Annotated in this window: 14 protein-coding genes and 2 pseudogenes; 6 read left to right on the top strand and 10 right to left on the bottom strand. The window is 65.1% G+C overall.

The window, feature by feature from the left end; all coding sequences use genetic code 11:
- Positions 1-5 precede the first annotated feature (5 nt).
- The 4 genes from rplS to rpsP form a co-directional block, all read right to left on the bottom strand.
- Positions 6-350 carry a 50S ribosomal protein L19 gene (gene rplS, locus CKO27_RS16075; RefSeq protein WP_200375929.1) on the bottom strand — a complete coding sequence of 115 codons (345 nt, stop codon included), beginning with the start codon at positions 348-350 and terminating at the stop codon, positions 6-8.
- Positions 351-370: 20 nt separating this feature from the next.
- A complete protein-coding gene (gene trmD, locus CKO27_RS16080) occupies positions 371-1,120 on the bottom strand; it encodes a tRNA (guanosine(37)-N1)-methyltransferase TrmD (protein WP_200375930.1) in 750 nt (249 codons plus the stop codon).
- Between the two features lie 93 nt (positions 1,121-1,213).
- A complete protein-coding gene (gene rimM, locus CKO27_RS16085; RefSeq protein WP_200375931.1) occupies positions 1,214-1,723 on the bottom strand; it encodes a ribosome maturation factor RimM in 510 nt (169 codons plus the stop codon).
- A gap of 22 nt (positions 1,724-1,745) precedes the next feature.
- Entirely contained in the window at positions 1,746-2,009 is a 264-nt protein-coding gene (gene rpsP, locus CKO27_RS16090; protein ID WP_200375932.1) for a 30S ribosomal protein S16, read from the bottom strand.
- Between the two features lie 511 nt (positions 2,010-2,520).
- Here rpsP and CKO27_RS16095 point away from each other — a divergent pair.
- The 3 genes from CKO27_RS16095 to cydC all read left to right on the top strand — a co-directional run bounded on the left by CKO27_RS16095 (position 2,521) and on the right by cydC (position 7,601).
- Complete coding sequence (locus CKO27_RS16095; protein WP_200375933.1) at positions 2,521-3,936, top strand: sigma-54 dependent transcriptional regulator; 1,416 nt, start codon at positions 2,521-2,523, stop codon at positions 3,934-3,936.
- A 132-nt stretch (positions 3,937-4,068) separates the two neighbouring features.
- The gene (gene cydD / locus CKO27_RS16100; protein WP_200375934.1) at positions 4,069-5,868 is read left to right on the top strand and encodes a thiol reductant ABC exporter subunit CydD; all 1,800 of its coding nucleotides are present in this window, start codon (positions 4,069-4,071) and stop codon (positions 5,866-5,868) included.
- On the top strand, positions 5,865-7,601 hold the full coding sequence (cydC, locus tag CKO27_RS16105; protein WP_200375935.1) for a thiol reductant ABC exporter subunit CydC: 1,737 nt from the start codon (positions 5,865-5,867) through the stop codon (positions 7,599-7,601). The genes cydD and cydC overlap by 4 nt, the downstream gene beginning before the upstream one ends.
- Before the next feature lie 209 nt (positions 7,602-7,810).
- Here the strand turns inward: cydC and CKO27_RS16110 are convergent, their stop codons facing one another.
- The 4 genes and pseudogenes from CKO27_RS16110 to CKO27_RS16125 all read right to left on the bottom strand — a co-directional run bounded on the left by CKO27_RS16110 (position 7,811) and on the right by CKO27_RS16125 (position 12,236).
- On the bottom strand, positions 7,811-9,037 hold the full coding sequence (locus CKO27_RS16110; RefSeq protein WP_200375936.1) for a DUF1615 domain-containing protein: 1,227 nt from the start codon (positions 9,035-9,037) through the stop codon (positions 7,811-7,813).
- A 19-nt stretch (positions 9,038-9,056) separates the two neighbouring features.
- Positions 9,057-9,401 carry a hypothetical protein gene (locus CKO27_RS16115; protein WP_200375937.1) on the bottom strand — a complete coding sequence of 115 codons (345 nt, stop codon included), beginning with the start codon at positions 9,399-9,401 and terminating at the stop codon, positions 9,057-9,059.
- Positions 9,373-9,822: a hypothetical protein gene (locus tag CKO27_RS16120; protein WP_200375938.1), complete on the bottom strand. Its 450-nt coding sequence runs from the start codon at positions 9,820-9,822 to the stop codon at positions 9,373-9,375. The genes CKO27_RS16115 and CKO27_RS16120 overlap by 29 nt, the downstream gene beginning before the upstream one ends.
- 13 nt (positions 9,823-9,835) lie before the next feature.
- Positions 9,836-12,236 (bottom strand): annotated as a pseudogene (locus tag CKO27_RS16125) (DEAD/DEAH box helicase).
- Positions 12,237-12,782: 546 nt separating this feature from the next.
- Between CKO27_RS16125 and CKO27_RS16130 the strand changes: the two are divergent.
- Together CKO27_RS16130 and CKO27_RS16135 are read left to right on the top strand one after the other, a co-directional pair.
- Positions 12,783-13,976 carry an AAA family ATPase gene (locus CKO27_RS16130; protein ID WP_200375939.1) on the top strand — a complete coding sequence of 398 codons (1,194 nt, stop codon included), beginning with the start codon at positions 12,783-12,785 and terminating at the stop codon, positions 13,974-13,976.
- Positions 13,973-14,530, top strand: a complete 558-nt coding sequence (locus CKO27_RS16135) for a DUF4276 family protein (protein WP_200375940.1) — start codon at positions 13,973-13,975, stop codon at positions 14,528-14,530. Before CKO27_RS16130 ends, CKO27_RS16135 begins: the two co-directional genes overlap by 4 nt.
- Before the next feature lie 65 nt (positions 14,531-14,595).
- On the opposite strand, the pseudogene CKO27_RS25315 reads toward CKO27_RS16135, so the two are convergent.
- A pseudogene (locus tag CKO27_RS25315) lies at positions 14,596-15,451 on the bottom strand (DEAD/DEAH box helicase); the annotation flags it as partial.
- A 414-nt stretch (positions 15,452-15,865) separates the two neighbouring features.
- Here CKO27_RS25315 and CKO27_RS16150 point away from each other — a divergent pair.
- Positions 15,866-16,318 carry a hypothetical protein gene (locus CKO27_RS16150; RefSeq protein ID WP_200375942.1) on the top strand — a complete coding sequence of 151 codons (453 nt, stop codon included), beginning with the start codon at positions 15,866-15,868 and terminating at the stop codon, positions 16,316-16,318.
- A gap of 125 nt (positions 16,319-16,443) precedes the next feature.
- Here CKO27_RS16150 and CKO27_RS16155 read toward each other — a convergent pair whose 3' ends face one another.
- Entirely contained in the window at positions 16,444-18,123 is a 1,680-nt protein-coding gene (locus CKO27_RS16155) for an Eco57I restriction-modification methylase domain-containing protein (protein ID WP_420825838.1), read from the bottom strand.
- Positions 18,124-18,164 lie beyond the last annotated feature (41 nt).

Below are 18,164 nucleotides of genomic sequence, written 5' to 3' on the forward strand. Positions count from 1 at the left end.
GCGAATCAGATCTTTTCCTTGATGCGAGCCGCCTTGCCGGTCAGGCCACGCAGGTAATAGAGCTTGGCGCGACGCACATCGCCCTTGCGCTTGACCTCGATCCCGGCGATCGCGGGGCTGTGGGTCTGAAAAACGCGCTCCACGCCCTCGCCATGCGAGATCTTGCGCACCGTGAAGGCGGAGTTCAGGCCGCGACTGCGAATGGCGATGACAACGCCTTCGAAGGCCTGAAGACGCTCACGGACGCCCTCCTTCACCTTGACCTGAACGACGACGGTATCGCCGGGGGCGAAGTCAGGGACTTCGCGGGTCATTTGCTCTTGATCGAGCTGCTGAATGATATTGCTCATGGTTTCCTTGGCTCCTGTGCTCACCCGGCGCCACCCTCGCGATGGGCCAGCATAAATTCATCGAGTAACGCCCGCTCGGCCTCGCTCAGCCCGCGGCGCTTGAGTAGATCCGGACGCCGCCGCCAGGTCCGTCCAAGCGCCTGTCGCAGCCTCCAACGTTCGATCGCGGCATGATCGCCGCCGATCAGCACCGGGGGGACCGAGATTCCGTCGATCGTTTCCGGGCGGGTGTAATGCGGACAATCCAGGAGCCCATCCATGTGCGAATCCTGCCGCGCGGAATCGGCATGTCCAAGCGCGCCGGGCAGCAATCGGATGACCGCGTCCATGACCACCATGGCCGGCAGTTCACCGCCGCTCAGCACATAGTCGCCGATCGACCATTCCTCATCGACATTGGCCTCGATCAGACGTTCGTCGACTCCCTCGTAGCGACCCGCGACCAGGATCCAGCCGGAGCGTGAAGCGATTTCGAGCATCGCCGCCTGATCGAGTCGCCGCCCCTGAGGCGAGAGATAGGCCACCCGACTGTTCGGCGCGACCGCGCGCGCGGATCGGATGGCGTCGCGCAGCGGCTCGACCTTCATGACCATGCCGGGTCCGCCACCGTAGGGGCGATCGTCCACCGTGCGGTGCGGATCCTGGGTGAAATCCCTGGGATTCCACAGATGCAACTCGGCCAGCCCGCGCGTCATCGCCCGCCCCGTGACACCCTGGTCCGACAGAACGCGGAACAGATCCGGAAACAGGGTGATGACATCGAACCGCATGAACTTGCCCTTCGGTTGGCGGCGCTGCGGCTCGTCCGCCGATTTGCCCGGTCCGGGCCGGTGTCGAACGGCTTGGCCGAACGACGGAACAGGCTAGAAGTCGGCGTCCCAATCGACCCGGATCCGCCCGCGCTCGAAATCGACATCCTTGATCACATCGCCCCAGACGAAAGGAACCAGGCGCTCTCGATCGCCTTGGATGACCAACACGTCGTTGGCTCCGGTCGAAAAGAGATGTCCGACACGACCGAAATCGATTTCCTGCTCGTTCACGACGGCCAGCCCCTCAAGATCGAACCAGTAGAACTCGTCCGGTCGCGGCGGAGGCAATTGCGAACGCCTGACGGCGATCTCCTGACCGATCAGCAAGGCCGCCTGATCGCGATCTTCGCAGCCCTCGAAACGGGCGATGACACCCTTGCCATGCCGCCGGCCCTCGACGATGCGACGGGGATGCGCGTCCGGACCCACGAGCCAGGGCGCGTAGCGAAGAATTCCCTCGCGCGGGTCGGTATCCGAAAAGATCTTGACCCAACCCTTGACGCCATGCACACCGCTGATCCGCCCGAGAGGGATCCGCGCCTGTTCGTCCCGCTCGACCACTGTGGGCGTCCGAGGCGTCTGGCTAGGCCGCGATCGCCGCAGCCTCGCGCGCGGCCTGTTTGATCAACTGCTTGGCGCGATCGGTCGGCTGGGCGCCTTGACGGATCCAGTGCTGGGCGCGCTCGCCGTCGATGCGCAGTGGAATTTCACCGCCACGCGCGTTCGGATTGAAGAAACCGAGGCGCTCGATGTAACGACCATCCCGCTTGGAGCGGATGTCGGCGACGACGATCTGATAGAAAGGGTTCTTCTTCGAACCACCCCGAGACAAACGAATCGTGACCATGTGCTGTCCTGGCTCAAGACTGACAATAGGGCGTCGCAGGGAAGGCCCCGCGGGTAAACGCGCCAATATACAGAACCAGGCGAAAAATGGAAGAGCCGATTCATCCATCCCAAGCGCGCCGAATTGGCGCAAACCCCCGTAAAACGGCCGGATTCACCGACCCGCACGATGGACGTGAGCCTTCCTCAAGCAAGCGACCCATATAAACGACGGCTCGATTTGGCCATTGGACCGGAATCGCGCCGCCCGAGGCGGGTCTCCCCAAGCCACGGATGCGTGCCATCGCCGTGGGTCCGCGACCAGAATTGCCGGCAGCATCACAATTTTGCTTAAAAAACAACAAATACGTCTCTAGGGGGTGACATTTAGTGTCTCAATGTTGTTATGCTTCATTCTCGGAAGCCCATCGGGATTCGCATTGCCGCGCCGACACCGAGTCGGCTGGCGAGGCCCCTGGATAAAGGTTCGGCATGACGCCGACCGCGGACCTCATGTAATTGGACCCATGCCAATGCGTAAGCTACTCGTTGTTTCGCAGGAAGATTTACCAGCGGATGTCGTTTCCATCCTAGAGCGGAAACATTGGTCCATTACCTACGCGCGGGAGATCGACAGCCTTGATTCTCCAGCTTCAGAGGAAGCCTTTCTCATCGGTCTGGTCGTTTTCCCCGACTCACGCGACACGCGGCACGAGACCTATCTGCAACAGCGTGTCGAGGCGCTGACAGGAGTCAAATGGGTAGCGGCGCTCACCGAGGAGCAACTCATCCAGAGTGGCATCAGACATTTCATCGCCGATCATCTCTATGATTTCCACGTCTTCCCGTTCGATGCCGAGCGGTTAACGACGGTTCTCGGACATGCCTACGGGATGGCCCGGATCGAACGCGAGATGACCAGCAAGTCGAACGCGCGTCAGCCGACCCGTTTCGGACTGGTGGGAGAAAGCCCCGTCATGCGGTCTCTCTACCGGATGCTGCAACGCGCCGCCGAATCGGAGGTCTCGGTGCTCATCACCGGGCCGACGGGCACGGGCAAGGAACTGGCCGCGCGGGCGATTCACGACCACTCGGCGCGCTCCAAGGGTCCCTATGTCGCCATCAACTGCGCCGCGATTCCACCCTCCCTGCTCCAATCGGAGCTGTTCGGCCACGAAAAGGGCTCCTTCACGAGCGCGAACGCGCGCAAGCACGGATACATTCAGAGCGCGGCCGGAGGCACACTCTTCCTCGACGAAATCGGCGACATGCCGATGGAGTCGCAGGCCACCCTGCTGCGCTTCCTGGAGGACAAGATCGTCACCCCCATCGGAAGCACACGCGGCCAGCGCGTGGACGTGCGCATCATCGCCTCCACCAACGTCGACCTGGACCAGGCCATCCGGGACCGCACCTTCCGGGCCGATCTCTACTATCGGCTCGCCTTTCTCACCATCCAGACCCCGGAGCTGCGCGAACGGGGCAGCGATATCGAACTGCTGGCCAGCCATTTTCTGGACGAGGTCACCGCCGACGCCGGAACGCGCAACCTCAGGCTCGGCAAGGAGACGCTTGCCAGGCTGCGCGGCTATGCCTGGCCCGGCAACGTGCGCGAATTGCGCAGCGTGATCTTCCAGGCCGCGCTGAGCTGCGAGGGATTGTCGATCCGCCCGGACGACCTGAAGATCCAGCTCGACGGAGCGAAGAACGGCGAGAGGCCTGGAGAGCCCAACTCCCCGCCCCCCGAGAAACTCAACGGCTCATCGCGCCACCACGTCATGGGAACCCTGAAAAGCGCGCGCGAGCAGTCCGAGAAGCGCAATCTCGAACACGCCCTGGCGCGCAACGCGAGCAACATCACCCGCGCGGCGCAGGATCTGGGGGTCTCCAGGATGACGCTCTACCGCCTCATGTCCAAGCATGGCGTGACCCGCGCCACCGCGGACTGACAGCCCCCCTTGTCGCTCGATTCCCAGCGCGCCTCCAAGGGCGATGCCTGAATCGCGCATTGCCCAGCGAGGCCCTGGTTCCGTATCCTCCCGGTTCCGATAGCGACCGAGGTCACGTACGGAACGCCTCCCATGTCAGTCAACGCCTGGCTCAAATCCCAACGGCCCCTCGCCGGCGGGGCACTTACACGGACCCTTTGGCTCAATACAGCCAACGGGCTGCTTGCCGTCACCCAAGCCTGGGCGCTGGCGGTGATCCTGAACGACGTGATCTTCGAGGGAGCGGGGCTGACGGACATCCGCGCCTGGCTGTGGGGACTCCTCGGGCTCTTCGCCCTGCGCGCCCTCATCGTCTGGCTCGCGGAACGCTCCGCCTTCCAGGCCGCGGCGGACGTGCGCGCCACGCTGCGCGACCAGGTCCACCGGCATCTGCAACGGCTCGGACCCAGCTATCTCTCCGGCCAGCGCAGCGGCGCCCTGGTCGAGACGCTGACCAAGGGCATCGACGACCTGGAGGGCTATTACGCCCGCTTCGTCCCGGCCATGACGCTGGTCATGATCCTGCCGCTCGCCATCCTCACCGTCGTGATGCCGGTCGACTGGCTGGCCGGCCTGGTGCTGCTGCTGACCGCGCCCATGATTCCGCTCTTCATGATTCTGATCGGCTCGGGCGCGGAGGTACGCAATCAGCGCCAGTGGAAACAGCTCGCGCGCATGAGCGCGCACTTCCTGGACGTCATCCAGGGATTGACGACGCTCAAGCTGTTCGGCGCCAGCCGACGCGAGGTCGAGGTGGTCGCCCGCGTATCGGACGAGTATCGCCACAGCACCATGCAGGTGCTGCGCGTCGCCTTCCTCTCATCGGCCGTGCTCGAATTCTTCGCCAGTGTCGGCATCGCCATCGTCGCCGTTTTCATCGGGTTCCGGCTCTACGGACTGGCCGTTCCCGTGGCTCCCTGGCTGCATGTGCCGGAGATCGGCTATCTACAGGGGCTGTTCGTACTCATGCTGGCCCCCGAGTTCTACGCGCCCTTGCGCAATCTCGGCACCCAGTATCATGCCCGCATGGGCGCCGTGGCCGCCGCCGAACAGTTGATCCGGGTGCTGGAGACCGAGCCCGACCGGACCAATCCGGGAACCGAACCGCTGGCCGCCACCCGCCCGCTCGGCGTGCGTTTCGAGGCCGTGCGCTTCCGTTACGAGGAGGGTCGCGAGGCGCTCCAGGATCTCAGCCTCGAAATCCCGCCCGGTCAGCGGATCGCGCTGGTCGGCACCAGCGGGGCCGGCAAGACCACGGTGGTCAATCTGCTGCTCGGCTTCCTGGTGCCGACCGAGGGGCGGATCCTGATCGGCGCGCAGTCCCTGTCCGACATCGATCTGGACGACTGGCGCCGGCACCTGGCCTGGGTGCCCCAGCAACCCCGGCTCTTCCAGGGCAGCATCGCCGACAACATCCGCCTCGGGCGACCCGAGGCGGATCTGGAAGCGGTGCGCGAGGCGGCCCGCCGGGCACGCGCGGATGGTTTCATCGAGGCGCTTCCCGACGCCTATGACAGCCCCGTGGGCGAGCGCGGCGCCGGTTTCTCCGGTGGACAGATCCAGCGGATCGCCCTGGCGCGAGCCTTTCTGCGCGACGCGCCGCTGGTCATCCTCGACGAGGCCACCGCCAATCTCGACCCGGAAAGCGAGCGCCTGGTGCAGGAGGGCATCGACGACCTCGCCCGCGACCGCACCCTGCTGGTGATCGCGCACCGCCTAGCGACGGTGCGCCGCGCCGATCGCATCCTGGTGCTCGATCAGGGTCGGGTCGTCGAGCAGGGCCGGCACGACGAGCTGATCGAGACCGGCGGACTCTATGCCCGCATGATCGCCGCCGACGGCGCTTCCCATCTTGCCCAAGGGGGTATCGGACAGGGGATCGAGGACCGATGAACGAACTGCTGCGTCTCTGGAAGCTCTTCCAGCCCTACCGTCACTGGATGCTGTTCGGCACCATCGCCGCCATCCTCACCCTGCTCGCCAACGTCACCCTCATGGCCGCCTCGGGATGGTTCCTGACCGCCATGGCCGCCGCCGGACTGGCCGGCGTATCCATGAACTACTTCACCCCGGCGGCCATGATCCGCGGCAGCGCCATGCTCCGCACCGTCGGGCGTTACGGGGAGCGGCTCGTCAACCACGAGGCCACCTTCCGGCTGATCGCCAGTCTGAGGGTCTGGTTCTATCAGCATCTGGAGCCGCTGGCCCCGGCGCGTCTTCAGCAGTACCACAGCGGTGATCTCCTGAGCCGCATCCGCGCCGATATCGATGCCCTGGACAATCTCTACGTGCGGGTGCTGGTCCCGGTCGTGGTGGCCAACGTGAGCATCCTGCTGTTCACGCTGTTTCTCTTGCTTTATCACCCCTTCCTGGCCCTGTCCGGCCTGACCTTCCTGGTCATCGCCGGCGTGGGCCTGCCCATCTGGTCGCAGGCCAGGGGCGCGCGGCCGGGGCAGCGCATCGCCGAGGACGAGGGCGCCCTGCGCGCGGCCGTCATCGACGGTGTCCAGGGCATGGCCGAACTCACCCTCTACGGGGCGACCGAGCGTCAGGCCCAGCGCGTGGACGCCTTAAGCCGCCGCATGATCGCCGACCAGACGCGCCTGAGCAGCGATCACGGATTGACCCAGGCGGCCGTCGGACTCTGCGCCAGCCTCAGTCTCTGGGTGCTGCTCTGGCTCGCCATCCCCATGGTCAACGATGGACGCCTCCTGCCACCCCAACTCGCGATGCTCGCCCTCTTCACGCTCGCCAGCTTCGAGGCCGTCGCCCCCCTGCCCCACGCCTTCCAGCTCCTCGGACGCTCGCTGGCCGCCGCGCGCCGGCTCTTCAGCATCGTCGACACCCAGCCCGCCGTACCCGAGCCGACGGGCCTCTCCCCGCGACCCGCGCACTTCGATATCGAATTCGCGGATGTGGGTTTCAGCTATCCGGACGCGCCCCGGCCAGCCGTGACGGACATCCGGCTGCGGGTCGCCGAGGGATCGCGCGCCGCCGTGATCGGCGCCACCGGCTCGGGCAAGAGCACCCTGTTCAACCTGCTGCTGCGCTTCTGGGCGCCGGACTCGGGGACGATCCGCATCGGCGGCCACGACATCCTGGATTTCCATGGCGACGACCTGCGCCGTCACATCGCCGTGGTCAGCCAGCACACCCATCTATTCGACACCACCATCCGCGAGAACCTGCTGATCGCCAACCCCGAGGCCTCGCAGGGCGCCATCGAGGCGGCCTGCCGGGTCGCCCAGATCCATGACTTCATCGCCGAGCTACCCGAGGGCTACGACACCTGGGTCGGCGAGACCGGCGTGCGGATGTCCGGCGGACAGGGCCGACGGATCGCGGTCGCCCGCGCCCTGCTCAAGGACGCCCCCATACTGCTCCTGGACGAGCCGACCGAGGGCCTGGACGCCGCCACCGAGCGCGATCTGATGCGGGCGCTGGACAAACTCATGGTAGGGCGCACCGTCCTGCTCATCACCCACCGCCCGGCCGGGCTGGACTGGGTGGACCAGGTACTGGTGCTGGATCAGGGCCGCGAACTGGCCCGAGGCGACACCTCGGTCATCCCGGCGGCGATGCAAGCGACGCTGCTGCCGCTGCGGCCCAGGATAGAGTCCGCCTGATGGATCGGAACGGCCGTGCAAGACAGGGACCGTGAAAGTGAACCCTTCGCCTTTGACGCGAACAACTGAAGATCCGAAACCTGACCGACCCCTCACCCAGACGTCTTACCGCGACTCACGGGTACGCCCGATAGAGCGAAATGCCGAGCGGTCAAGGGAAGCACGAACGGCTGGATGTTCCGCGGTCTCGATTCGCCACCTCAATGACTCTAAATCGCCTCCGGCGTATCCCGCGCCAGACAGCGCCGGTAACGTCCCTCGACCCGCTCGGCGAACCAGCGGGTGGTGAGCTTGCGGGTGATCTTGGGACTCTTCAGGGCGATATCCGGAACCGCGGCGACCGGAACCGCAAGTCCACGCTGCCGGGCTAGATCCCGCACCCGCCCGTACAGCTCGGTGCGCTCGAAATCGAAACTCTTTTCCAACAGCAGGTCGCGCTTGATGGCCGCACGCCCCAGGCCGAGAGCGGGGATGTCCTCCAGCGCGGCCTGGGTCTGGCTGCCGCCGACCGGCTGGCCGTCCTTGTAGCGCAGGAGATCGCCGTCGGGCGCCAGCTCATGCCCCGACAGGGCCGCCGCCAGACGCTGGAAGGCGGCGTTGCGGCTGGCATAGCGGCCGGCGTTGAAGTCGGCGAAGCGGTAGATCATGCGGTCGTAGCTCACCGGATAGTCGAGCAGCATGGCGGTTCCGAAATAGACGCCGCCACGGCGGGTGAAGACCTCCTCGCGGGCGCTCCCGGCCTTGCGCCAGGGATAGGGTCGCTCGCGCATCACTTGGGCCGCGAAGCCGACGCTCACCTGCATCGGGCCGCCGGTACGCACCGGATTCATGCCGCCGAGGAAGCGTTCGCCTTGCGGCAGCTCGGCGATCATCTCCTCGTAAAGCAACGAGAGTTCGCGCTCGGTGCGCAGCCCGGCGATGCGTTCCGCATAGGTCTTGCCGTTGGCTGACTCCTTGCGCAAGGCCACGTCCAGGACCGCGCCGGGGATCATGTAACGATCCAGTTTCTTGTCCATCTCGCGCCGCGCGATGCCCGGAAGGTCATGCACGACCGGGTCGGCCTGCCAGCCCGATTCCTGTTCGATGATGGCCGCGACCGCGCAGATCTTGTGCGGCTCGGAGGGAATGGACAGGGCGACGAGACTGGTCGCGATATCGCGCGCCCAGCCGTCGCGGTCACGGAGATCCGGCGGCAGCAGCTTGTTGGCGAGCGCCAGCGCCCGCGCGCGAGGGGATTTCGGGATGGCCGGCGCACTGGGCTTGGACGCGGATCGCGGCGCCCGCGTCAAGGGCTCGGGAGGACGCGCCGGCGTGTCGGCGCCCTTGCTGGATGTGACCGGCTTGCTGGCGCAACCCACCAGCATCGCCAGCACCGAGCCCATCAGCAGTAAACCGACCAGCCTAGACCATGCCTTCACCTTGGTTCCAACCGCCATCGCTATCGCCTTTCGTTGTTCAGCCGACATCCCCCTTCCCTATCGCCAGCTTCTCGCGCAGCCGCTCGCAGCGCCGCTCGCGCTCGGGTCCGGCCGGCAGGTCCAAGGCAAACGCCAGAACCTGACGCCGGTCGTGGGTCTGGTGCTCATGATACTTGGCGAGCGCCGCCCGCGCGCTCGGATCGCCCTCGGCAGCCAACGCCTCCCAAATCCGGACGGCTCCGCTCCAATCGCCACGCCGCCGATAGAGCCGCGCCAGTTCCAGCCGTCCGGCGGCCAGCGCGCCCTCCTCCGGCTCGGGCCGCGCCGGCTGACCGCGCGGACGCCTCAGGCGTTCAGCGACGGATCGGTCGGGCCTGTCCATCGACCACGCGCCGACGCGGCAGCGGTTGCCGGAAAAACTGAATCAGACCCACCACCAGACAGGTCAGGGAGACGCCCAGCGCGAACGCCGAGTAGACCGCCTTATGGAGCAGGGACGCCTTGACCGGCGCCCAGTTGTTTAGACGCACCTTGAACAGTTCGGGTGCCACGAAATAGGCCAAGCCGTTCGTGTCGAGGGCGGTCAGCGAGCGACGCTCCAGATGGTTCTGGATCGGCTCGTTGTCGAGGAAAAGCTGGAAGCTTCCGCGCGTCTGCTCCAACGGCAAGGCCATGGTCGCGGGGGTCCACCAGATCTGGTCGTCGCCCCAAATGGCGCGGCTATAGTCGACGCCGAATTGGGCTCCGGCGACGGGGGCACCGATCAGCCCGATCAGCATCAAGGCATTCATCTTACGTGTCATAGCTTGGGTGTCATCAAAGGAGATCCAAAACGGTCAAGGCCGCCTGACGCGGGGTGAGCGCGCGACTCGTCGCCCGGCGGTATGGGGCCAACACAGGCCGGACAGCCGCCGACGCAGGCGCAGCCAGTCACCAATTCCCGCGCGTCGGCGACCAGCCGTCGGGCATCGTCATAGAGCGGCGCGGAAAGCCCGACGCCGCCCGGATAGTTATCGTAGAGAAAAAGGGTGGGCTCGAAGCGGTCGGCCGCCGCGACGTCGAGCGTGCTGTTGTCCGGACCGCTCATCCGACCGCGTCTATCGCCGATAGCGAACCAGGTGCCCTGCCCGTCCCCCACCGCGCGCCCGAGATCGCGCAACTCGGCCATCGCCCGCAGGGCCGCGACATGATGCAGGACATAGGCCGCGCCAAGGAAGCCCTCGATCGCCTGCTGTCGATCCGGCAACGCGATCTCCAGCGCGACCGGATCGGCCTGCCACCAGACCGCCGTGGTGTGCATCTCCTGATCCGGGAGCGCGATGTTGCCATAGCCGATGTTGTCGTGGCTGTAATAGCGGATCTTTTTATAGCCGGAATAGCGGCGGACCAGATGCACCTCGCCATTGGCCACCGCGCCCCGACCCCGAGCCCGGCCCTCGAAACGGTCAAGGATTTTAAGCCGGCTGTAATCGATGGCGTCGGTGTAATAGTCGGCTCGGGTGGGGGTGACGAACGCCTTGCGGCCGGTCCAGTCGAGCCGTTCGACCTGGTAGGGCTGGGACTGGACCATGTAGATGGCCCCTTCGTAAAGGGTGCCCGGCGCGCTGCTGAAATCCACCTCGGCGATGATGGTCTGACCGCCCCCGGTCGTGTCGATGACGACAAAGTTGCCCTCCGCGACCGAACGCAGCGAGACGGCGTTGGCCGGGTAGCTGTCCGCGACCCAATACCAGTGCTCCCCCTGGTGCTGGAGCACGCCCTCGTCGCGCAGATAGCCGAGCATCTCGCCCAGATCCTCCGCGCCGAAGGTCTCGCCGTCGCGAAACGGCAGCTCGAAGGCGGCGCAGCGCACCTGCTCCAGCAGGATGAGGAGTTGATCCGGGTGGATGCGGGCGTGCTCGGGCGAGGCGTCGAACAGAAACTCGGGATGGCGGATGAGGTATTGGTCAAGCGGATCGCTGGTCGCCACCAGCACCCCGAGCGAGGGTCGCAGCCGCCGCCCGGCCCGCCCAAGCCGCTGACGGGTCGCCGCCACCGTGCCCGGATAGCCGTTGAGGATGGCCACATCCAGCGCCCCGATGTCCACCCCCAGTTCCAGCGCCGAGGTCGCGACGACCAGATCCACCGTGCCCGCGCGCATCGCCTGCTCTCCACGCCGCCGCTCGCTCGGCAGATAGCCGCCGCGATAGGCCAGCACGCGCGGCGGGCGGCGCGGGTCGCGGTCGAAGACGTCCTTCAGATATTTGGTGATGACCTCCACCATGAGCCGCGAGCGGGCGAAGACGATCACCTTGAGCCCCAGCTTGGCCGCCAGGCGGGCGATGCGGGTCGTCTGCGAGCGGGCCGAGGCGCGGATGCCGAGATCCGGATTGATGACCGGTGGGTTCCAGAGCAGCAGATGCCGCTCGCCCTGAGGCGCGCCGCTCTCCAGGATCGCCTCGACCGGCGCGCCGATCAGCCGCTCCGCCAGCTCGGCCGGATTGGCGATGGTCGCCGACGCGAAAACGAAGGTCGGCTCGACACCGTAGAAGCGGCAGATGCGCCGCAGACGGCGAAAGACGTTGGCCACATGCGAGCCGAAGACACCGCGATAGCTGTGCAGCTCGTCGACCACCACGTACTCCAGCCCCTCGAAGAACCGAGCCCACTTGGTGTGATGCGGCAGGATCGCCTGGTGCAGCATGTCCGGGTTGCTGACCACGATGTCGCCACGCGTGCGCACCGCCTTACGCGCATCGCCCGGCGTGTCCCCATCGAAGGTGAACGCCTTGACCCCCTCCCCGCCCGCCTCGGTCAGCGCCCGGCTCAGCTCCATCAGTTCCGCCACCTGATCCTGGGCGAGCGCCTTGGTCGGGAAGAGATAGAGCGCCTTGCGGCCTTCGCTCAGGACGGATTGCAGCACCGGCAGGTTGTAGCAGAGCGTTTTACCGGACGCGGTCGGGGTCGCGACCACCAGATGGCGATGGGCGCGCGCCAGATCCCAGGCGGCGCGCTGGTGGCTGTAGAGCTGACTCAGACCGCGCGCTCGTAGCGCCTGGCTTAGGGTCGGATCCAGATCGAAGGGCAGATCACGCCAGCGCGCCGCGCAGGCTGGCTGTGTCTGCTGGGCGGTAATGCGGTAGGCATATTTGGCGAGCAACCTAACACTCAAGCGTTCGATCGGCAGAATCGCCGATTCAGCGCGATGGCTGACTGTAGATTCATCGTGCGATTTCAGGAGTGTCACTTCCGGATGGCCTGCGTCTCGTCGCAAAAAATTGGGCACTACTTGGCCACTGCGCAACGCGCTGGCATGGTCGAGAGGATCAATAACGGTAACTGTTGATTACACGGCTTGGAAAACCACTTCGCCAAACACGCACGACCAATCGCCTTCCGCGCACCAGCCTCGCCGATTGTGTTACAGCCGAGTGCGCGACACCGTTCACGTTCCCGACGAGTCATCGAAATGCCGAAGAATGGTCGGATCAGACCCAGTTGCTCCAAACAAACTTCACCCAGCTCCCGACATGCCGCAGAAAGGCTCGACGGCACGCGCAGTGTCGATCTTACTCGGCGAGCGCCGACACTGGTACGTCATGGCGATGAAACATCATTTGCCAAGAACACACAGCGGTTAGCTGATCGACCGCCTTTCGATGCAACCACAGCAATTGAATTGGCATCCATTGGTGTCCAACGGGGCCAGCAATGAGTATCTTGATGCACTGTTGACACTCCGACAGACCGCATCCTCGAAAACAGCAAGCTCAGGATCTTCGCCATGCAGATCGAATCCATACGCCTGAAGAACTTTCGCGCCTTCAGGGACGTGCATCTGAGAGAGCTTCCGCGCTTCTGCGTGCTGGTAGGCGCCAACGGCACCGGCAAGAGCACGCTGTTCTCGGTGTTCGCCTTCCTGCGCGACGCGATGACGACCAATGTCACGGCGGCGTTGGGACGGTTGGGCGGTAGCCGCGGCCTGACCGAAGTCCGCAGCCGGGGATGTTCGGATCCGATCGAGATCGAGATCAAATTCCGTGCGACGCTCGCCAAGGGTCAGTCGCGGCGAATCACCTATGAGCTTCACATCGACGAACAGGCGGGCCGGCCTGTCGTCAAGCGGGAGATCCTGCAATACCGGCGCGGCAGCCGGGGACAGCCTTGGCGCTACCTCGACTTTTCCTGCGGAGTCGGCGATGCGGTCACCAACGAACTGGAGTCGGTGAGCGACGAGACCCAGTTGCAGCGTGATCAGCAGACACTGAAGAGCCCGGACATCCTGGCGATCAAGGCGCTGGCCCAGTTCGAGCGTTTCCCCGCCGTGGTCGCGCTTGGCAATCTGATCGAGAACTGGCACCTGTCGGACTTCCACATCAGCCGTGCACGACCCGAGACCGACGCCGGCTATGCGGAACACCTGTCACGCGAAGGGGAGAACCTCTCGCTGGTGGTGGACTACCTCTACAAGCAGCATCCGCCCGTCTTCCAGGACATCCTGGATCGGCTGAAGCATCGCATCCCAGGCATCACGCGCGTGGAAGCCAAGCCCACCGAGGAGGGACGGGTGCTGCTGAGATTCCAGGATGGGGCTTTCGAGGATCCTTTCCTGGCGCGTTATGTCTCGGACGGGACGATCAAGATGCTGGCCTATCTGGTCCTGCTCTACGATCCGCATCCGCACCCCCTGCTCTGCGTCGAGGAGCCCGAGAACCAACTGTATCCATCCTTGCTGTGGGATCTGGCGGAAGAGTTCAGGGCTTACGCCCAACGTGGCGGACAGGTGTTCGTCACCACCCATTCGCCTGATTTTCTCAATGCCGTCGGGATCGACGAAGTCTTCTGGCTGGTCAAGGAACAGGGTTACACACAGGCCTATCGCGCCGCCGACGATCCCCAGATCCAAGCCTACATGGAAGCAGGCGATCAGATGGGTTATCTCTGGAAGCAGGGACTTTTTCCAGGTGTGAACCCGTGATCGAGCATCTTGTCTTCCTGCTCGAAGAGCCGTCCGCCGCAGACTTTCTGAGAGGTACGCAACAGCACTGGCTGCCGCTCGGAGTGACAGCGCATTTCCTGGTCTTTGAAGGCAAACAAGATCTGGAAAAGCAGATGGTGCGGCGACTGCAAGGGTGGTTGCGGCCCAACAGCCGCTTCCTCGTCCTGAGAGATCAGGACAGCGGCGATTGTGTGCAGATCAAGATGCGCCTGGCCGACCTGTGCTCTCAGGCCGGCAAACCAGAAGCCATCGTCCGGATCGCATGCCGGGAGCTGGAAGCCTTCTTCGTGGGTGACTGGCAGGCGGTGTCGGAGGCGTTCGACAAACCCGCGCTCGCGGCGCACGACCGCAAGGCGAAGTACCGCAACCCGGATAGCCTAGGCAGTCCGTCACGCGAACTGTCCAAGGCGATTCCAACTTACCAAAAGGGCGACGGCGCTCGCCGGATCGCACCGCTGCTGATACCGCAGCGGAACCGCTCGACGAGCTTCCTGGCACTGTACCGGTCACTGATCCAGTTGGCAGAGTCGTAGCCAGAACGGCTCGTCGTGTCAGGACCTCGCATCTGCAACGCGAACTCAGATCCAGCGCTACCGAGGGACGCAAAGATGAAGGTCGGCTCGACCCCATAGAAACGGCAGATGCGCCGCAGACGGCGAAAGACGTTGGCCACATGCGAGCCGAAGACACCGCGATAGCTGTGCAGCTCGTCGACCACCACGTACTCCAGCCCCTCGAAGAACCGAGCCCACTTGGTGTGATGCGGCAGAATCGCCTGGTGCAGCATGTCCGGGTTGCTGAGCACGATGTCGCCGCGCGTGCGCACCGCCTTGCGCGCATCGCCCGGCGTGTCCCCATCGAAGGTGAACGCCTTGACCCCCTCCCCGCCCGCCTCGGTCAGCGCCCGGCTCAGTTCCATCAGTTCCGCCACCTGATCCTGGGCGAGCGCCTTGGTCGGGAAGCAGCAATTCCCGGCGAACGCTAACCTCTTGAAAAGATAGGTTACTATTTTGCAAACCTTGTTGCTTCCAAAAGCCAGATTATTTCTAAATCAGCGGCTTACGATCCGTTCGCCGGGAATTGCTGGTCGGGAAGAGATAGAGCGCCTTGCCGCCTTCGCTCAGGACGGATTGCAGCACCGGCAGGTTGTAGCAGAGCGTTTTACCGGACGCGGTCGGGGTCGCGACCACCAGGTGGCGATGGGCGCGCGCCAGATCCCAGGCGGCGCGCTGGTGGCTGTAGAGCTGACTCAGACGGCGCGCGCGCAGGGCATGGACGAGCTGGGGCGAGAGGTCCGAAGGGAAATCACGCCAGCTCGCCGGGCGCGCCGGCTCGACCCGCTGGGCGGCGATGCGGGCGCGATACTTGGCCGCGAGGCGATACGTCAGGCGAGAGACCGCATCCTCGGAGAAATCGCTCCGCCCGCCAGGGGCGTTGCTCGACATGGAGCGCATTGGCCTCTACCTGCTCGTTTCGGTTCACATGGATTCGCCAAACAGAAGTCGACCCGGCGGCGCGACTCTTGCCGTCGGTCCTTGGCTTTGGCGCCTGGTCTCACCAAAGAGTTTCCACGGGTCACGACATGGGGGCATTTTGGTATTCCTGACAGGCACCGCGGCTCGCGCGACGGATCGACGATCCGCGCGCCAGCCTCGAACCGATCCCCGAATGTCTGGTCAAGCGTTTCGGTGCGGAAGCCTCGTAGATGGGTCGAGCTTGTCCTGAGCGAAGCCGAAAGGCGCGGTGAAACCCATCGCCCCGCGCCGCCCCGAAAAACCGGGGGCCGGGCTTGTGCCCAATGGCCTTGCCGGGTCGCGCCGCGATCCGCTAGAGTTTGTGTATTCAGTGGTTTGACAGAGGACACGGGCATGGCCCTGGCCCAGGAAGACATTGCCTTTATCAAGGCCCACCTCGGGGACTGGCTGGCCGAGCAGAGCCTCGGCAAGCCGCCGGTGGTCTATGAGATCGAACTGCGCGAGCGCATGGTGCGGGTGGAGGAAGAACTCAAGCACCAGCGCGAGTTGATGCGACAAGGCTTCGAGCAGATGGACAAACGCTTCGAGGCCATGCAGACGAGCATGGACAAGCGCTTCGAGCAGATGGACAAACGCTTCGAGACCATACAGACGAGCATCGACAAGCGCTTCGAGCAGATGGACAAGCGCTTCGAGGCCATGCAGACGAGCATGGACAAACGCTTCGAGCAGGTGGACAAGCGCTTCGACGAGATGCTCAAGCGTCACGACCAGCAGTTTTTTTGGCTGGTTGGCTTTATCGCGACCGGAGTGGGACTGGTCATCGCCGCCCTGCGGTATCTATAGCAGGGATGGGTAGAGCGACCAGGCCGCGACGCCGATCCGCGGGCTGCCGCGAATCATCCACGGCACTGTCGGGTTGGAGGCCGCTCGACATCCGCGTCGCGCGTCGATCCAAGCCTTGGAACCGATCATCGCGCGCCCGGCATCCTCGGCGGCGCGGTGCGCCACAGCAGGTCGATCTCCGCGTCGGTGAGTTGATACGCCTGGATGACCAGATCGGACATCCGCCGTTCCAGGGCGCGCCGTTGGGCGGCGCGGGCCTGTGCGGCGGTGGCGTAGCGACGGTGGGTGTCGGTCAGCTCGGTCAGGGTCCGGGGGGTGAGACGGGGCGCACCCTTGGGACGGCGTTTGCAGACCTCGGCGGCGAACGCCTCGCCGGTCAGGTCGGCGAAGGTCTCCAGACGCTGACCGGGCTTCTCCACCCCCAGTTCCAGACGCAGCCAGGTCAGCAGTTCGCCGGATTCCCGCTGGGTGAGGCGCGTCAGCTCCAGGGCGGCGGCGGCCCGCTCCTCGACCTCGCGGCGGATTTCGGGGGTCGGGTCGGCGATCGGCAGGGTGGTCGTGAAGGAGTTGAACAGGCGCAGCGCTTCATCCTTACCGTGTTGAGCGTGACGCCACATATAGGCCCACATCACCGGGGAGTTCATGGCGGCAAGGGCGAACAGATCCGCCGTGGGCCAGATGTAGCAGGTGTTGACGAAGTAAAGCGGCCCATCCGAATAGGCGAACTGGGGGTACCAAGCAATGTCCGTGTGGATGATTTTCGGCTCATCGAAGATTCCGTAGTAATCGCAGGATCGCAGTTCCCACCAATACCGCCCCTGGTCCTGACGCGCCCGCAGACGTTCCTCCATACCCTTCATGTGACCATGGAGACTCGGATAGGTCCGTGCGAAGACCGCCTCCGCCTGGTCGCCCGACTCCTGCCAGGGCCAGGCGAAGTTGAGGCTCGACTTGAGCACGATCATCCACAACCCCTGCCAATCCGGTGCCCAACGCTTGATGTCCTGACCCCGCAGATAGGGCTTAATGACATCCGCGCAGCCGGGATCCTGGCGGATCAGCTCGGCGCGGGTCGTCTCGTCGATCAGGAAGGCTTCGTTGAGTCCGGTCTTGATCCCGTACATGGGCTTCACGCCGACGAACTCGGCCAGCGGCACCCCGCGCTCGCGCAGCCGGCCCATCAGGGTCTCGACCTCGGGCGACTCCAGGCTCCAGGGTTCGGCGCCGTAGCGCGACCAGGGCACGGGGTAGCCGTGCTCGTGGACATAGTTGTCCAGCGACAGCTCGGCGGGACGGTCGCGCGGAACCGGACAGACCCGCACCAGGGATGGCTCCGGCCTTGGCTCGGGGGGCCGATGGCGGGCGATCAGGATGCAGGGAAAGGTGTCGGCGTCCTCGAAGATGGGCGCGTGACCGAAGTCCAGGATCTCCTCGATCTCAGCGCGCTCGGCGAAGAGTCGGCGCAGTGGCTCGCCATAGCCGGCGCGCAGCCATTTGTTGGTGACGATGTAGCTCAGTTTGCCCTGGGGGGCGAGTAGCTCCAGGCCGCGCTCGTAGAAATAGACATAGAGATCGGCGACCCCGTGATAGCTGGCGTAGCGCGCGGCCAGATAGGGCTTGAACGGGCCGAGCGCTGCCTGGCGCACGTAAGGCGGATTGCCGACGACGATGTCGAAGCCGCCCTGGGCCATGACCTCGGGAAAGGCGGCCTGCCAGTCGAAGACGCGGCTGTCCGCCGGCAGGCTGGCGAAGGCGTCGCGCAGCGCGGGCCAGTGACGGCGGTCAACGCGGGGGGGCCGTGTCAGTGGGTCAGACGGTGACGATCAAAAACGGCGCGGCCTATCCT

It is taken from the genome of Thiocystis violacea (genome assembly GCF_016583575.1).
Taxonomy (GTDB): Bacteria; Pseudomonadota; Gammaproteobacteria; order Chromatiales; family Chromatiaceae; genus Thiocystis; species Thiocystis violacea.

What these genes read in the sequence shown, in the direction of transcription:
- cydD (WP_200375934.1), top strand. Translation starts at nt 4,069, where the DNA reads ATGTCAGTCAACGCCTGGCTCAAATCCCAACGGCCCCTCGCCGGCGGG.
- CKO27_RS16110 (WP_200375936.1), bottom strand. Translation starts at nt 9,037, where the DNA reads ATGGCGGTTGGAACCAAGGTGAAGGCATGGTCTAGGCTGGTCGGTTTA.
- CKO27_RS16120 (WP_200375938.1), bottom strand. Translation starts at nt 9,822, where the DNA reads ATGACACGTAAGATGAATGCCTTGATGCTGATCGGGCTGATCGGTGCC.
- CKO27_RS16115 (WP_200375937.1), bottom strand. Translation starts at nt 9,401, where the DNA reads ATGGACAGGCCCGACCGATCCGTCGCTGAACGCCTGAGGCGTCCGCGC.
- trmD (WP_200375930.1), bottom strand. Translation starts at nt 1,120, where the DNA reads ATGCGGTTCGATGTCATCACCCTGTTTCCGGATCTGTTCCGCGTTCTG.
- rplS (WP_200375929.1), bottom strand. Translation starts at nt 350, where the DNA reads ATGAGCAATATCATTCAGCAGCTCGATCAAGAGCAAATGACCCGCGAA.
- cydC (WP_200375935.1), top strand. Translation starts at nt 5,865, where the DNA reads ATGAACGAACTGCTGCGTCTCTGGAAGCTCTTCCAGCCCTACCGTCAC.
- rpsP (WP_200375932.1), bottom strand. Translation starts at nt 2,009, where the DNA reads ATGGTCACGATTCGTTTGTCTCGGGGTGGTTCGAAGAAGAACCCTTTC.
- CKO27_RS16150 (WP_200375942.1), top strand. Translation starts at nt 15,866, where the DNA reads ATGGCCCTGGCCCAGGAAGACATTGCCTTTATCAAGGCCCACCTCGGG.
- CKO27_RS16095 (WP_200375933.1), top strand. Translation starts at nt 2,521, where the DNA reads ATGCGTAAGCTACTCGTTGTTTCGCAGGAAGATTTACCAGCGGATGTC.
- CKO27_RS16130 (WP_200375939.1), top strand. Translation starts at nt 12,783, where the DNA reads ATGCAGATCGAATCCATACGCCTGAAGAACTTTCGCGCCTTCAGGGAC.